The organism is Rhodococcus sp. 008, from assembly GCF_001682295.1.
GTDB classification, from domain to species: domain Bacteria; phylum Actinomycetota; class Actinomycetes; order Mycobacteriales; family Mycobacteriaceae; genus Rhodococcus_F; species Rhodococcus_F qingshengii.
The window spans coordinates 1,946,661-1,959,767 of record NZ_CP012749.1; the positions used below are offsets into that span (position 1 = coordinate 1,946,661).

13 protein-coding genes are annotated in these 13,107 nt (G+C 63.0%); 6 read left to right on the forward strand and 7 right to left on the reverse strand.

Annotated elements, in window-relative coordinates:
- Positions 1–25: 25 nt before the first annotated feature.
- Positions 26–430 (reverse strand): DUF4259 domain-containing protein, encoded by a 405-nt coding sequence (locus tag AOT96_RS09215; protein ID WP_003942974.1) that lies wholly within the window; start codon positions 428–430, stop codon positions 26–28.
- A 109-nt stretch (positions 431–539) separates the two neighbouring features.
- Positions 540–1,625, reverse strand: a complete 1,086-nt coding sequence (locus AOT96_RS09220; protein ID WP_065351623.1) for a PQQ-dependent sugar dehydrogenase — start codon at positions 1,623–1,625, stop codon at positions 540–542.
- A 178-nt stretch (positions 1,626–1,803) separates the two neighbouring features.
- Between AOT96_RS09220 and AOT96_RS09225 the strand changes: the two genes are divergently transcribed.
- Entirely contained in the window at positions 1,804–3,012 is a 1,209-nt protein-coding gene (locus AOT96_RS09225) for an MFS transporter (protein ID WP_065352807.1), read from the forward strand.
- Positions 3,013–3,039: 27 nt separating this feature from the next.
- On the opposite strand, the gene AOT96_RS09230 is transcribed toward AOT96_RS09225, so the two are convergent.
- The gene (locus AOT96_RS09230; protein WP_065351624.1) at positions 3,040–3,936 is read right to left on the reverse strand and encodes a helix-turn-helix transcriptional regulator; all 897 of its coding nucleotides are present in this window, start codon (positions 3,934–3,936) and stop codon (positions 3,040–3,042) included.
- A gap of 134 nt (positions 3,937–4,070) precedes the next feature.
- On the opposite strand from AOT96_RS09230, the gene AOT96_RS09235 reads away from it, so the two are divergent.
- Together AOT96_RS09235 and AOT96_RS09240 are read left to right on the forward strand one after the other, a co-directional pair.
- Entirely contained in the window at positions 4,071–5,093 is a 1,023-nt protein-coding gene (locus AOT96_RS09235) for a zinc-dependent alcohol dehydrogenase family protein (protein ID WP_065351625.1), read from the forward strand.
- 397 nt (positions 5,094–5,490) lie between these two features.
- Complete coding sequence (locus AOT96_RS09240) at positions 5,491–7,326, forward strand: acyl-CoA dehydrogenase (protein WP_064443530.1); 1,836 nt, start codon at positions 5,491–5,493, stop codon at positions 7,324–7,326.
- A gap of 55 nt (positions 7,327–7,381) precedes the next feature.
- On the opposite strand, the gene AOT96_RS09245 is transcribed toward AOT96_RS09240, so the two are convergent.
- The 3 genes from AOT96_RS09245 to AOT96_RS09255 are packed head-to-tail and all read right to left on the reverse strand — an operon-like array spanning position 7,382 to position 10,359.
- Positions 7,382–8,086, reverse strand: a complete 705-nt coding sequence (locus AOT96_RS09245; protein WP_064443529.1) for a hypothetical protein — start codon at positions 8,084–8,086, stop codon at positions 7,382–7,384.
- Positions 8,083–9,111: an NAD(P)H-dependent flavin oxidoreductase gene (locus AOT96_RS09250; RefSeq protein WP_064443528.1), complete on the reverse strand. Its 1,029-nt coding sequence runs from the start codon at positions 9,109–9,111 to the stop codon at positions 8,083–8,085. Before AOT96_RS09250 ends, AOT96_RS09245 begins: the two co-directional genes overlap by 4 nt.
- A gap of 45 nt (positions 9,112–9,156) precedes the next feature.
- The gene (locus tag AOT96_RS09255) at positions 9,157–10,359 is read right to left on the reverse strand and encodes a YbfB/YjiJ family MFS transporter (RefSeq protein ID WP_058227804.1); all 1,203 of its coding nucleotides are present in this window, start codon (positions 10,357–10,359) and stop codon (positions 9,157–9,159) included.
- A 95-nt stretch (positions 10,360–10,454) separates the two neighbouring features.
- Between AOT96_RS09255 and AOT96_RS09260 the strand changes: the two genes are divergently transcribed.
- The 3 genes from AOT96_RS09260 (at position 10,455) to AOT96_RS09270 (ending at position 12,592) form a co-directional block, all read left to right on the forward strand.
- Complete coding sequence (locus tag AOT96_RS09260; RefSeq protein WP_065351626.1) at positions 10,455–11,375, forward strand: LysR family transcriptional regulator; 921 nt, start codon at positions 10,455–10,457, stop codon at positions 11,373–11,375.
- Positions 11,372–12,058 (forward strand): hypothetical protein, encoded by a 687-nt coding sequence (locus AOT96_RS09265; protein WP_065351627.1) that lies wholly within the window; start codon positions 11,372–11,374, stop codon positions 12,056–12,058. Before AOT96_RS09260 ends, AOT96_RS09265 begins: the two co-directional genes overlap by 4 nt.
- A gap of 96 nt (positions 12,059–12,154) precedes the next feature.
- Entirely contained in the window at positions 12,155–12,592 is a 438-nt protein-coding gene (locus AOT96_RS09270; protein WP_007735601.1) for an SRPBCC family protein, read from the forward strand.
- Between the two features lie 19 nt (positions 12,593–12,611).
- Here the strand turns inward: AOT96_RS09270 and AOT96_RS09275 are convergent, their stop codons facing one another.
- A complete protein-coding gene (locus AOT96_RS09275; protein WP_020971317.1) occupies positions 12,612–13,079 on the reverse strand; it encodes a hypothetical protein in 468 nt (155 codons plus the stop codon).
- Between the last annotated feature and the right edge of the window lie 28 nt (positions 13,080–13,107).

Here is a 13,107-nt window from a genome sequence, read left to right on the forward strand (position 1 = left end):
GCAAGGGACTGCAGACTAGTGACGCTTACCCCACCGTTTTGAGGCTGGCCAATCTGCTCAGGATCGGTGCCCGCCAAGCTGCGAGGTCTTCCGGACCGTTCTCTTCCCACAACTCGTACAACTCCGAAGTGTCGCTGTCGGAAACTGCACGCTCGAGTGCGGAGAGGACCCAACTCTTCTGCTCCGGGCTCAAGGTGCTGACGTACCCGGCGGCGTCAATTCCATCCAGCTGCACAGGCTTCGGCGCAACGCCGTGCGCAACCGCAAGAATCTCGGCGACGGCGATTGCTGTTTGAGCATCATCGGCATCGAGATAACCGCCATCGGGGTGGCTAGCGTAATCGTCGATGTCGTAGTCACCCGCCTGTACTGCGCTGAGCAGGTCGCCCGCTACGTCGTTGTCGAAAGGTCCTGAACCCCAAGTCCCCATGCTGTCTCTCCGATCCGTACCCGGCGCACCTGTCGTAAAGATATTAGTGAATCACAGGCTTCGGCCAGGACCCTCGGGCTGGAAGTACTGCGTTCGCCGGAAATCGACATCAGCGCAACGGCACGCGAAGGATGCGGTCATCACCGGGGTTGGGGTCGCCACGACCGTCGGTGTTGTTCGTCAGTATCCACAGCGACCCGTCCGGTGCGACTACAACGTCACGGAGGCGCCCGTATTCGTCGACGAACTGCTCGTCGGCGGTCGCGGGATCGGTCAAGGGCACCGTGCGGAGTCGCTCACCACGAAGATTGGCGATGTAGATCGTGCCGTCGTGGATGGCGATTCCGCTGGGGCTGGCGTCGTCAGGTGACCATTGTTGGAGCGGGTCGATGAATCCGTCTTCACCCACAATCCCTTCGACCTCGGGCCACCCGTAGTTTCCGCCTGCTTCGATCCGGTTGAGTTCGTCCCAGGTGTCCTGCCCGAACTCGCTGGCGTACATCGTGCCGTCCTCGGTCCAGGCAATGCCCTGGGAGTTGCGGTGGCCGTAGCTGTAGACAAACGAGTTCGGAAATGGATTATCTAGCGGCACATCGCCATCCGGAGTCATGCGCAGGATTTTCCCGGACATCGAGTCGAGGTCCTGAGCTCTGTCTCGACTACCGGCATCACCGACAGTGGCATACAGCATCCCGTCCGGGCCGAACGCGATGCGACCACCGTTGTGGTAGCTGGCCGAAGCGAGCCCGTCGAGAATCGTCTCGGCCGGCCCGAGCGCGAATTCCCCCGGAGCACCGATGATGTCGAAGCGTTCGATCCGGTTCTCCCCGTTCGCGGTGAAGTACGCGTACAGGCGGTTTTCACGTACTGCGATCCCTAGTAAACCGCCCTCACCCCTGGGGCTGACGCCGTCGACGACTCCCACCTCGCGGCTGTTTCCGCCGGCGTCGAGTTCGAGGATTCGCGCGCTGTCGCGCTCACTGACAAGTGGTGTATCGCCGTGGAATGCGATCGACCAGGGCGCGTCCAAGCCGTCGGCGACGGTCTCGGGTTCGCCGAAGGCCGCGGCGGGCGCCGATCGTGTTGTCGTGCTTGCCTGCGGACCGGGCCCCTCAGCGTCCTCGCTACCGCAGGCAGTCAGGAAGGCCGAAAGGAGCACTGCGGCGCCAAGCCCTCGGATCTGTCGTCGTGTCATGGGCGCGCCTCCCGGGTTCAGGCAGTCTTTGCGCCGACGGTAGCGCGCAATCGGTCACACCGGGAGTCCCTTCGAGTACCCCCAACGACCGGGACTCCCTCGCAGGCGACGGGCGTGATGCCCTGGACGGGTGCGCCACGACATGCGCGTCGTCAACAGAAAGAGAACTGACCACCTCATGATTTCCGCCCCGACCGTCGAAGAAACCGGCCGCCTGCCGCTCGTGATCTACGTGCTGGCCGTCGGAGTTTTCTTGATGGGCACAACCGAATTCGTCGTCGCCGGCATTCTTCCCGAAATCGCGGGTGACCTCGGTACGTCGATCGCGAACGTCGGCCTGATGATCACCGTCTTCGCGATCGGAATGATCGTCGGCACGCCGGCGATGGCGATCTTGACACTCAGGGTTCCTCGACGCGTGACCTTGAGCTCGGCGCTGGTTGTTTTCGCGATCGGACACGTCATCGTCGCGCTCTCGTCCAACTTCGGACTCATTCTCGGCGCCCGCTTCCTCACAGCCGTGGCGACGGGCGCATTCTGGGCAGTCGCCGCAGTGGTCGGAGCAAAAGCGGCCGGCCCGGCGTCTTCCTCGCGCGCGCTCGGCATCGTCTTGGGCGGAGGCATGCTCGCGAACGTCATCGGTGTTCCGCTCGGCGCTCTGGCCGGTCAGACCATCGGGTGGCGTGGTCCTTTCTGGGCCCTCGCCGCCCTCGCACTCGTTGCCGCGGCCGTCGTCCACCGATTGGTACCCGCCGACACCGACTCCGGTGCGGTGCCGTCCTGGCGAGCGGAGATCGCGAGTCTACGGGACGGACGCATCTGGCTCGTTCTGTCCGGTTGCGCCGTCGTGTGCGGGTCGTCGCTGGCGGCGTACAGCTTCATCTCTCCGCTGTTGACCGAGAACACGGGACTTGCTGCGTCGGCAGTGCCGCTAGTGCTTGTCGGCTACGGACTCGGTGCGTTCGTCGGCTCCAATCTCGGCGGTCGACTCGGTGCGAAGCATCAGTACGGGGTCTTGTTCGTCTCGGCAGCGATGACGTTTCTCGTACTCGGGGCGCTCTGCCTCTTCTCGCACAACGTGATCGTGACGGTGATTCTCGTAGTCATGCTGGGACTGTTCGGCATGTCGACCAATCCCATCCTGATCGGGATGGCTGTGCGTTATGCCGATCAGGCGCCGACGATGGCTTCTGCTCTCAGCACCTCGTCGTTCAATCTGGGCACGGCGGTCGGCTCCTGGATCGCCGGGTTCGCGTTCGCCTCGAGTCTCGGTGCCACTGGGCCGGTGTTGGTAGGCACCGGCGTTGCCGCTCTCTACTTTCTGCCGCTGATGATCCTGTTGCGCAAGGAACGCACGAAGCGCACCACCGTCGAAGTCGTCAACTGACGACCCGATCAACCGTCGCGCAGTTCGTCAGCCGTCCGTCAGCGACCGCTCCGACACGTGAGGAGCAGAGTCCGCATTCTCACTGGCTGCCAACGAGGCGAGCAGCTGCATCCGTTCCGCGGACGGCGATCCCGGCTCTGCGGTGTAGATCGTAAGCGTCAACCCTGGCTCGGCGGCCATCTCCAAACCTTCGAAGGCAAGCGTCAGCTCCCCCACGGCGGAGTGGTGAAAAGTCTTGAATCCGGTGCCGTGATGGCGGACGTCGTGCGCGCCCCACCGACGCCGGAATTCCTCACTCCGAGTGCTGAGTTCACCGATCAGATCGTGCAATTCCTTGTTGTGAGGATCTCGCCCGGCCTCGGTTCGCAGAATCGAGACGGTCACCTCGGCAAACGCGTTCCAGTCCGGATAAAACTCGAAAGCCCTATCGTCGAGGAACGTGAAGCGCGCGATGTTCGGGGGCTGCCCCGGCATGTCGTAGAGGTCCTTGTAGAACGCACGCGCGAGTGGGTTGACAGCAAGAAGATCCATGCGACCGTTCCGCACGAAAGCGGGTCCCGCGGTGACTGCGTCGAGCGCCCACTGCAGGCTCTGATGGGGCTTCCAGCCCTTCGCATTTCGCCGACGCGGGGGTCTGGCTACCGGGCTTGCCGCGTGCGCGAGATCAAAAAGGTGGGCGCGCTCGGCGTCGTCGAGTCGTAAGGCCTTCGCGATACTGTCGAGTACACCCGGCGATGCGCCGCTGATCGCTCCGCGCTCGAGCCTCGTGTAGTACTCGACGCTCACGCCGGCGAGGGTTGCCACTTCACTTCGACGTAGACCGTCCACGCGGCGGTTCGATCCGGCCGGAAGTCCAACTTGTTCGGGCGTGACTCGGGCGCGCCGCGAGGTCAGGAATTCGCGTACTTGCGCTCGATCGTCCATGCCATCGAGCGTAAGTCAGTGACCGGTAGCGAGGGAGTCCCTCGCAGTACCACTATCGCGCGGGACTCCCGCGCGCCGCCAAATCGTGATCAGGTTGAAGTGACACGAGAAAACCGATGGTGAGGAGCCACGTCATGCGCGCTGTCGTCATGCATGCCCCCGGCGACGTCCGGGTCGAAGAGATCGAAGCGCCGGTGATCGTCGAACCGACCGACGCGATCATTCGCGTTACAGCCACCTGCGTCTGCGGTTCCGACCTCTGGCCGTACCGCGGCATCGAAGAGCTGAATGGCCCGACGCCGATGGGACACGAATACGTGGGCGTCGTCGAACAGGTCGGCCCCGACGTCAACGACATCGAAGTTGGGGACTTCGTCGTGGGCTCGTTCGTCGCGTCGGACAACACCTGCGAAATCTGCGAGGCGGGCTTTCAGTCTCGCTGTATCCACCAGGTCATGATGGGCTCGGTCGGCACCCAATCCGAATACGCTCGCATCCCGCTCGCGGACGGCACCCTCGTCCCTGTCCGCGGAGAGCCGACCGAGCGGCAGGCTCGCAGCCTCCTTGCAGCCTCCGACGTACTCGGCACCGGTTGGTTCGCCGCCGTAGCTGCGGAAGCCGGACCTGGCAAAACGGTCGCCGTCGTCGGCGACGGCGCAGTCGGACTTTTGGCGATCCTCGCTGCCAGACAACTCGGCGCCGAGCGGATCATTGCCATGTCACGTCACGCCGACCGGCAGGCACTCGCCACACAATTCGGCGCCACCGACATCGTCGAAGAGCGGGGCGACGCGGGCATCGCGAAGATCAAGGAACTCACCGGCGGCTACGGCGCCCACTCGACCGTCGAAGCCGTAGGTACCCAAGAATCGATGATGCAGGCTATCGGAGCTACCCGCCCCGGCGGACATGTCGGCTACGTCGGGGTATCCCACGGCGTCGAACTCGACGGCATGAACCTGTTCTTCGCGACGGTGAGCCTGCTCGGCGGTCCCGCGCCGGTCAGGCGATTCCTACCCGAACTGATCGAGCTCATCATGACCGACCAGATCGACCCAGGCATCGTCTTCGACCTCACTCTCCCGTTGGAGGACGCCGCCGCAGGCTACCAGGCGATGGACGAGCGGCGCGCCACCAAAGTGCTACTCACCCTCTGACCGATACCAAAGGCTCACGAGACAGAACTGGGCTCTACACGCCGGCCGAGAAACGTCTCGGCTACCAACGAGAGGCGCTCTTGGTTTACCGAGCAGCATGTTCACTGATCACAGCGAATGCGTATGACGCCGAAGGTGAGGACGGGTACTTCGATTGGTGCGCAGCTGCTTTGATCGTAGAGGATGCTACGCGACTGATATGCACCCCCACCAGCGGAAACCGATTGTACGAGTGAATGTTTCAATGAGAGCGACTCGGCGCTACTTTGTAGCAACGAAACTCGTCTCTACCTACGGTTGCGTACTGAATTCCTTGTGGGGCAGGCTTTCTTGTGTACTGCTGACGAGCCGTATCTGCTGACGAATCGTATTGCTGACGAACCAAGGTCGGAGAACAATGGGTCACTACAAAAGCAACGTGCGTGATATCGAGTTCAATCTGTTCGAGGTACTCGGGATCGGCGAACTGCTGGATGCCGGCGCTTACGGGGACCTCGACACCGACACTGTGCGCAACATTCTTGCGGAAGTATCGAGGCTGGCAGAAGGCCCGGTCGCCGCGTCCTTCGCCGACGCGGATCGAAACCCTGTCGAATTCGACGCACCCAATCACGCCGTTGTGGTCCCGGAACCTCTACGCAAGACGGTCGAGGCGGTGAACGAGGCCGGTTGGTCGCGACTCGGCCTACCAGAAGGCATGGGTGGTGTTCCTGCTCCGGCGCCGTTGGTCTGGGCGATCGGCGAAATGTTGGTCGCGGCAAACGGATCCGCAAGCTTTTTCAACATGGGTCCACTGATGGCGAGCGTGCTCTACACCATCGGAAACGAACAGCAAAAACACTGGGCCAAAGAAGGATTCGAACGCGGATGGGCCGGAACGATGGTGCTCACCGAACCAGACGCCGGATCCGATGTAGGCGCAGGCCGAACAAAGGCAATCGCGCAGGACGACGGCACCTGGCACATCGAGGGCGTCAAGCGGTTCATCTCCGGCGGCGACGTCGGAGACACGGCCGAGAACCTCTTCCACTTGGTGCTTGCCCGGCCCGAGGGCGCCGGTCCAGGAACCAAAGGTTTGAGCCTGTTCTACGTTCCGAAGTCCCACTTCAACTCGGACACACTTGAACTGGGAGAGCGCAACGGTGTCTACGTCACCGGCGTCGAGCACAAGATGGGCCTCAAGTCTTCCCCAACTTGCGAGCTCACCTTCGGAGCGACGGACGTTCCTGCCGTCGGCTGGCTCGTGGGTGATGTCCACAACGGTATCGCCCAGATGTTCCAGGTCATCGAGAATGCTCGAATGATGGTGGGCACCAAGGCTACCGGAACACTGTCCACCGGCTATCTCAACGCCCTCGAGTATGCGAAAGAACGAATTCAAGGTGCAGACCTTACCGAGCTGACAAACAAAACCGCGCCCCGCGTGGCCATTACGCACCACCCCGACGTCCGACGCAGCCTGGCGATGCAGAAGGCCTACGCCGAAGGCCTCCGAGCGGTCTACCTCTACACCGCTGCACACCAGAATGCCGATGTCGCCGAGTTGGTTTCGGGGGCGGATGCCGAACTGGCGGCGCGGGTCAACGATCTGCTGCTGCCGATCGTCAAGGGCGTCGGTTCCGAAAAGGCCTACGAACTGCTCACCGAGAGCCTGCAGACCCTGGGCGGCTCCGGTTATCTTCAGGACTACCCCATCGAGCAGTACATCCGCGATGCCAAGATCGACACCCTGTACGAGGGCACCACGGCAATCCAGGCGCAGGACTTCTTCTTTCGGAAGATCGCACGCGACCGCGGCGTTGCACTCGCTCACGTAGCCGGTCGCATACGAGAGTTCATCGACAGTGAGGCCGGGAACGGTCGACTCAAGGCCGAGCGAGTCCTGCTCGAGATCGCCTTGACCGACGTGCAGGAGATGGCCGGGACGCTCACCGGGTATCTGATGGCTTCCCAGGACCAACCCTCCGAGTTGTACAAGATAGGCCTCGGTTCGGTGCGCTTTCTGAACGCGGTAGGCGACCTGCTCATCGGATGGCGCCTGTTGGTGCAAGCGGAAGTCGCGTTGGCAGCCTTGGACCGTGACGCGTCGGCAAAGGACCGGTCGTTCTATCGGGGCAAGGTGGTGATCGCGTCGTACTTCGCCAAGAACATCCTGCCCGTCCTGGCGTCGACCAAAGAAATCCTGGGTTCCCTCGACAACGAGATCATGGAACTCGAGGAAGACGCATTCTGACAACGTGCCATGCGCGGTATGGGTGGTGCGCAACTCGGAATGCTTGCTGCGTGATTCAAACGTGGTCGTGAACCGGCGACGGAATCTTGTTGGAACGATAAGAGTCTGCGCTCCGGTTCGGCCGCCAGAGACGCCAGTGCTTCGCGGACAGCCGGAACGGGAGATGGTCTTGTAGGTGACGAGCACCGGACGACAACCGTTCGTCTGCAGGCAGGTTGAGCCACAGGGACAGTGAGGATGCGGCGTTGCCGAGGGTTGCGCGTATGCCTGACTCGCCGAGAATCCGGCCGTATCCATCCACGGCAAAACGGCCGAACGTGTCGGGGGTGATGTCGGGGTACGGCGCGCGGGCGTTGGGGTCGATCAGGCGTACGGGCGCGCTGCAGGTCAGCGCCGCCACAGAACGTCCGTGGGTTGTGACCGCATCGCAACCAACGAGGGCATCGAGCGCTTCGTTGACAGAACCAGGTGGGACGTTCCATTCAGTATGGGTTTGCGCTTTGTAGCGGGGCCCACCGAAGAGTTCGGTAGCGAACGATGACAACTGCGCGGTCGGCTCGGATGGCCCACTCTGGTAGATCTCGAACGTCCACGACGGCAACGACACTGGTTCGGTGCAGGATTCCAGAAATGTCTGCAGCCGCTGAAATGCAACATCGGGACGCTTGACTCGAAGCGAGTGTGCACCACCGGCGGACCCGGGCAACCCGTCGTATGTCACTACTTCCGGCAATCCGGCTTCCGGTGTCCGCGCCGTCACAGGTTAGCCAATCGCGAAAGCACTACCCCGGCTGGTTCCTCCGTCGCGTGGCGATAGCCAGTACCGGCCCACAGGTGCATTCGCTCGGGATCTGCCTGCGCAACAGCGGCTTTGCGCATCGGGTTGGTCAGGTGATGGATGGCCGGGTACCCGATGGGCGCTTGTGCGTCGTAGCGATCGATGAACTCGTTCCGAAGCGCCCGTGCAGGACGTCCCGTGAAAGCTCTTGTGACGACCGTGTTCCCGCGGGACGTGTCGGCCAGAGCTGCCTTGTGCGGAGCCGAGGCACCACTCTCCTCGGTGCGCAGCAGCACAGTACCGACCACTGCCGCGTCCGCTCCGGCACGTAAGGCAGCAGCGACGTCGGCGGAGGTCGCCAGTCCACCGGCCGCCAATAGCGGAACAGAGGTGCGATGACGGATTTGTGCGATCAGTTCGGTGATCGGTGTTTCTGCCGGAACCTCCAGAGGAGTGAGCGTTCCGGAGTGACCACCGGCAGCTGACGATTGCACGACAAGCAGATCGGCACCGGCTTCGACGGCAAGGAGCGCTTCTGCCGCTGAGGTAACCGTCAACACGACCAGCGAACCGGCAGCGCGCAGCGCATTGACGACGACAGGGCTGGGAATGCCGAAGGTGAAGCTCACTACCGGAACCGGGCTGGCCAGAAGCAGGTCGATCTTGTCCGCGAAATAGTCGTCGTCTTCGACCGGCTCACCGTCAGCCAGCGTGATGCCATAGCGATCCGCCTCGACCTGGATCGCCCTGGCATAGGCACGGTAGGCATCGACATCGACAGGCACCGGGTTGGGCGCAAAAACGTTGACACCGAACGACACTCCCTCGGCGCGCACGGCGTCGATCTGTTCGGACAGAGCCTGAGGCGTCTTGTACCCGGCGGCGAGGAATCCGAGACCGCCTGCGCGAGAGGCAGCAGCAACAAGTGCCGGTGTGGAAGCGCCGCCGGCCATGGGGGCTGCGATGACAGGGACCTTCAGGTCGAGATCGGTTGTGAGTGCGCTCATTCGAACATCTCCAGTCCTACGTCGGGTAGTGCTCCGGCGGTTTCGTCATCTGACATCAAAAACTACCTCCTCAGTCGAGGTGGCTGTCCGAGGGTCCGCATCGAGATCGGAAGGGAATCGGAACCGCAAAACCGCGGCGGCCACTGCCGCGCCCAGAACGACGGCCGCACCCAACAGCAGAGCGTCGCGATACCCGTCTCGCAGCAACGGAGTGACAACGAGTGGGCCGAGAATCTGACCGACGCTGTATCCAGCGGTCAGCAACGCCACGGCGCGTGGGAACTGCAGGTGCGCGCCGATTGCCAACACAATTGACCCGATACCGAGGAAGGTGACACCGAACAGGAAAGCTGAAATCAGTGCGGGGCCGACGCCTCCGATCACAGCAGGAAGCGCTATGCCCACCGCCTGAATCAACAGGGCAACGAGAAGCAGAGTCGGCCTCGACCAACGCAGGCTGAGCCAAGCCCACAGGGCGCATGAGGGAAATGCGGCCAGACCGACCACTATCCAAGCGCCGCTGCCGACCCATTCTGGAGCGGCGAGATCGATTGCGGCAACAAGGAACGTGCCCGCGATGATGTAGCCGATGCCTTCCAGGAAATAGCTGATGAACAAGGCAGTGAACCCGCGTTGGGAACTGGGAGTTCCCGGCGCGTCCGGTGTGATGACCGGACGCGGTTCCGGCGTCAATCCCCAGGCTGCGACCGCACACACCACTGCAAGGGCCGCAGATGCCAGCCAGGCAGTGCTCCAGGTGCCGACGAAGCGGACGACCAACACGAGGACCCCGGACAGGGCGATACCCAACCCAACTCCGCCGAATCCCCATCCGGCCAGGAATTGGGACTGCCCCCGAAGGTGCGCGTGCAAAGCGCTGACGGCGATCATGAAGACGAGGGCACTGGCAATGCCTGCGACGAGCCGCAGGGCGAACCAGATGGATCCGTCGTGGGTAGTGGGCATGAGCGCCAAAGTCGCGATGAGGACCACCAACGACGTACGCATCACCGCTGCCGAGCGCACCACGCCGGGAATGAGGATTCCCGCGAGCGCGCCGATCAGGTACCCGATGTAGTTGGCCGTCGCCAGGGTGGCGCCGAGCGAGGCGGACAGACCGGCCTGCGTGTGCATCAACGGCAGAATCGGTGTGTAGACGAATCGACCGATTCCCATGCTCGCCGCCAGCGCAGCGGCAGCTTGGACAGCGTGCGCTCGCGGGGAGACGCCGTTGTGGATTGTGGTCATGGTCTTATCGTGTGCCCCGGCCCCGCCGGACCGCCACGACCGCTTTGCTCCTGACTGATAGGCACAACCTCCCACCGCACGTAGCATGAAGGATCGTGGAGCTGCGTCAGCTGAGATATTTCGAGGTCGTCGCCGAGGAATTGCACTTCGGCCGAGCCGCGGCGCGGCTACTGATAGCCGGGCCGTCATTGTCGCAGCAGATCATGGCACTCGAACGCGACCTCGGCGTCAAGCTGTTCGTCCGCGACCGTCGTTCCGTCGCTCTGACGCCAGCCGGCGCGGCCCTGCTCCCTGATGTCCGTGCGCTACTCGAGAGTGCCGAGAATCTGCGACGCCGCGCGGAGCGTCTGTCCGGAGCGGAGCCCGTCCGGATCGGCTACGTCAATTGGCTCCCCACGGATCTGATCGCGCGCACTTCAGGGGTCGCGCAACTGCACGTCGACGCCTGGGTGGTGCCTTCGCACGCGCAGGCCGCGCGGGTAGCGGACGGCAGCCTCGATCTGGCGATCGCCTGGGTACGGAAATACGATGTCGCCCAAAACGGTTTGAACGCCAGACTGCTCGGTGCGGATCGGCTGTACGCGGTCTCCACCGGAGAGGACACCACACCGGTACGGGCACGCGACGTCGTCGTACTCGTCGACGACGACACCACCTCCTGGTATTCGTGGAACGTCTACGCCGAAGAATTCGCTCGCGATACCGGCGCACAGATCCTGCGCATCAACGACGGTGGTATCACCGGTCCGGCATTCTTCGATCACGTCCGTGCCGTCGGCCGTCCGGTCGTCAACTCGCCCAAAGGGCAGACCATCACGCTGCCGAGCGATCTCACGGCACGCCCGATGATCGACCCGGCGGCAATCTGGACGTGGTCACTCCTGTGTCGTGAGAACGAAACGCGCCCTGCCGTTCTCGCGGCCGTCGACGCTCTCACCGGCGGTGCCACTGATCTCGGAATCCACGAAGACGGGATATGGCTACCCATGGACGATCCTTACCGGAGGACTCGATGACACGGCGCGCTATTCGAGTTTTCTGGGGACGACGGCCGGAATCGGTGCCGGCCGTGGCCTCCCGGTGGCGTCGCACGTTGGAGCAAGTCGAATTCCTGTTGCCCGAGGTGGTCGGCGGGTCGTGGCAACAGATCCATTCCGCTGGACCTGCTACTGCCGTGACCGTCGACCAGTTGGCGCAGGTCCTCGAGAACGCGCAGGCCGCCGAAGACTGGTCGGATCGTCTGGGAATCGGATTGAGGCTCGCATCCAGTGGAGGGCCCGAATGGGGGCTCGAGCTCTCCGGGTTGGCGGGCGGCGAACCTGAAATCGTCCTTCAGTCGATGATTATTGCCGTCAGCGCGCCGGACGCCGCCGAAGTTCCTGAGACAGAACTACTTCGGATGCTCGCCGCGGTGTGGGAACCGGACTTCGGGGACGTCACCGACGACAACATCCTCGACGCTCTCGAAGACGAGTCCGACTATCGCGTCGGAGATCCCGTGATCGGCCGCGTCGGCTACCTCTCGTCCGCTCGCGCTGACGCGATCCCGGATGACCTGGCCGTAGGCGTTGCCGCGTTACCGGGCGGCGTGTTGCTACAGATCGGGGCCGTCGATGGGGTCGTTCGGGCGTACGAGCGCCTGCGCGAGACCGGCGCACTCGATCCGCTTCCGCGTCCACTGGACCGCGCAGTCCTCTGAAGACGGTTACCGTTTGTCGAGTTTGGGTAGCCCGGGCGTCGGAACGAACTCTCACCGCGGCACTACCGCCGAAAAATGAACCGAAAGGCCCACCGCATGGTTGACGTCACCCGCAAATTCACCGCCGAGGTACCGATCGAAAAGGCTGCGGCGTTTCTCCGCGACTTCGCCAATGCGCCGACGTGGGATCCGGGCACCGAGAGCTGCACGCAGATCTCCGACGGTCCTGTCGGCGTCGGAACCCAGTGGCACAACGTGTCCAAGCTGTTCGGCGTCACCACGGAACTGACGTACACGCTGGTGACCGACGAGCTGAATCACGTTGTTCTCGAAGGAAAGAACAAGACTGCCACCAGTACCGACGACATCACCTTGACTTCGGTGGGTCCGAACTCGACCGAGATCGAATATCACGCGAACGTCGAGTTCAACGGTGCCGCCAAGATTGCGTCGCCTCTCCTGAAGGCGGGATTCGAAGCCAAAGTGGCACCGGAGACGGTGAAGAAGATGACGGAAGCCCTCGAAGCGCTCTGACAAGTCCGTCAGGTTCTTGTCACTGTGTGTTGCCGCCGCTCGCGCCACCGTTGCGAGCTTCGATGGCATCGATGGACTTCGTGAACGACTTTCCCAGCACTTGGGTGCCGACGAGTCCGAGTACCGACGCCAGGAGCTTTCCCTTGAGGTTCTTGCCGTCCCGGACCACGACGGCGTCGACATCGGTCAGACCCGTTGGCTGCCGGGTCAGCGTGTAGGTATGGCTCGACGCCCCGCCCCACAGGTTGGAGTCGGTGGTTGTCATCACGACGCGGTGCGGGTCGGTCCAGTCGTAGTGCAGACGCTCCCAGATACCACTGGAGCCCTCGGTGACATCAGCATCGTGGGGTCCTTGTTGGTGCACTTTCAGGTAGCTGTCCGCACTGCGGCCGAAGATTTCCTCACGGCCCGGGCCGAAGTCGGTCAGGCCGGCAAGGACCTGTTCGGGCGTCGCAGTGGTCGTCTTGTGAAGATGGATCGTGGTCATGGCGCCTTCTTTCAACTGTGGATGATCC

What these genes read in the sequence shown, in the direction of transcription:
- AOT96_RS09265 (WP_065351627.1), top strand. Translation starts at nt 11,372, where the DNA reads ATGACACGGCGCGCTATTCGAGTTTTCTGGGGACGACGGCCGGAATCG.
- AOT96_RS09240 (WP_064443530.1), top strand. Translation starts at nt 5,491, where the DNA reads ATGGGTCACTACAAAAGCAACGTGCGTGATATCGAGTTCAATCTGTTC.
- AOT96_RS09255 (WP_058227804.1), bottom strand. Translation starts at nt 10,359, where the DNA reads ATGACCACAATCCACAACGGCGTCTCCCCGCGAGCGCACGCTGTCCAA.
- AOT96_RS09215 (WP_003942974.1), bottom strand. Translation starts at nt 430, where the DNA reads ATGGGGACTTGGGGTTCAGGACCTTTCGACAACGACGTAGCGGGCGAC.
- AOT96_RS09220 (WP_065351623.1), bottom strand. Translation starts at nt 1,625, where the DNA reads ATGACACGACGACAGATCCGAGGGCTTGGCGCCGCAGTGCTCCTTTCG.
- AOT96_RS09225 (WP_065352807.1), top strand. Translation starts at nt 1,804, where the DNA reads ATGATTTCCGCCCCGACCGTCGAAGAAACCGGCCGCCTGCCGCTCGTG.
- AOT96_RS09275 (WP_020971317.1), bottom strand. Translation starts at nt 13,079, where the DNA reads ATGACCACGATCCATCTTCACAAGACGACCACTGCGACGCCCGAACAG.
- AOT96_RS09230 (WP_065351624.1), bottom strand. Translation starts at nt 3,936, where the DNA reads ATGGACGATCGAGCGCAAGTACGCGAATTCCTGACCTCGCGGCGCGCC.
- AOT96_RS09270 (WP_007735601.1), top strand. Translation starts at nt 12,155, where the DNA reads ATGGTTGACGTCACCCGCAAATTCACCGCCGAGGTACCGATCGAAAAG.
- AOT96_RS09235 (WP_065351625.1), top strand. Translation starts at nt 4,071, where the DNA reads ATGCGCGCTGTCGTCATGCATGCCCCCGGCGACGTCCGGGTCGAAGAG.
- AOT96_RS09250 (WP_064443528.1), bottom strand. Translation starts at nt 9,111, where the DNA reads ATGAGCGCACTCACAACCGATCTCGACCTGAAGGTCCCTGTCATCGCA.